The organism is Polaromonas sp. P3_C2 (assembly GCF_056402675.1).
Map to the genome: position 1 here is coordinate 1 of NZ_JBFUGX010001076.1, position 898 is coordinate 898.

2 protein-coding genes are annotated in these 898 nt (G+C 61.1%); both read right to left on the reverse strand.

Features of this window, described 5'->3' with window-relative positions:
* A partial coding sequence (locus tag AC1DWI_RS24700; protein WP_477726116.1) for a flavodoxin family protein occupies positions 1–373 on the reverse strand: 373 nt, incomplete at its 3' end.
* Positions 374–483: 110 nt separating this feature from the next.
* On the reverse strand, positions 484–894 hold the full coding sequence (locus AC1DWI_RS24705; protein WP_477668953.1) for a DoxX family protein: 411 nt from the start codon (positions 892–894) through the stop codon (positions 484–486).
* Positions 895–898 lie beyond the last annotated feature (4 nt).

Below are 898 nucleotides of genomic sequence, written 5' to 3' on the forward strand. Positions count from 1 at the left end.
CGCCCTGGCTGACCCAGATGCCGCCATGCTGCATGGCCAAAGTAAAGAGGTAATTCAGCGTCGACATCTTGTCACCGCTCATGGCTGCGCTGTTGGTGAAGCCGGCAAACAGCTTGTCCTTCCACGCCTGGGTGTACCAGGGTTTGGAGGAAGCATCGGCAAACTTCTTGAACTGCCAGCTGACGCTGCCCATGTAGGTGGGTGATCCCATGATGATGGCGGTGGCGGCATCGAGGGTTTCCCAGCCGCCTTCGGGCAGGTTGCCTTCGGCATCAATAGCTACCAGTTCAGCGCCCGCGCCCTCGGCGACTGACTGCGCCATTCGCTGGGTATGGCCGTAGCCGGAGTGGTAAATCACGACAACTTTGGGCATTCCGGGTCTTTCGCAGGAAGATGAATAAAGGAGAAGGATGAAATCTGGAACCCGCCAAAACAAAAAAAGCCGCAGCCGGGCGTGAACCCTGCTGCAGCCTTGCCGGCGAATCAGCCCTTGAGCTTGGCGTCCAGGCTCCAGGCGCCGCCGCCCCAGGCCGCCACGGTGAGCAGGCCGCCGACCACGGCGATGTTCTTGAAGAACATCAGTTGCTGCATCATGGCTTGCTCGGCGGGCACGCCCCAGTAGTTGTGGAAGATGAAGGTGATCACCACGGTGAAGAGCGCGATGCCGAGCGCGGCCCAGCGCGTCATGAAACCGACCAGCAGCAACAGGCCCAGTCCCAGCTCAATCGCAATGGCGGCAGCCGCGGCGACTTCGGGCAGCGGCACACCTTTGGAGGCGATGTAGCCGGCCGTTCCGGCAAAGCCGGCGATCTTGCTGAAGCCGGCAGGCACGAATAGCAAAGCCAGCAGCACGCGGCCGATGAGGGAAAGAGGGTTTTGCAGGGAATTGAGCATGACG

Coding starts and splice junctions, on each gene's coding strand:
- AC1DWI_RS24705 (WP_477668953.1), bottom strand. CDS start 894: ATGCTCAATTCCCTGCAAAACCCTCTTTCCCTCATCGGCCGCGTGCTG.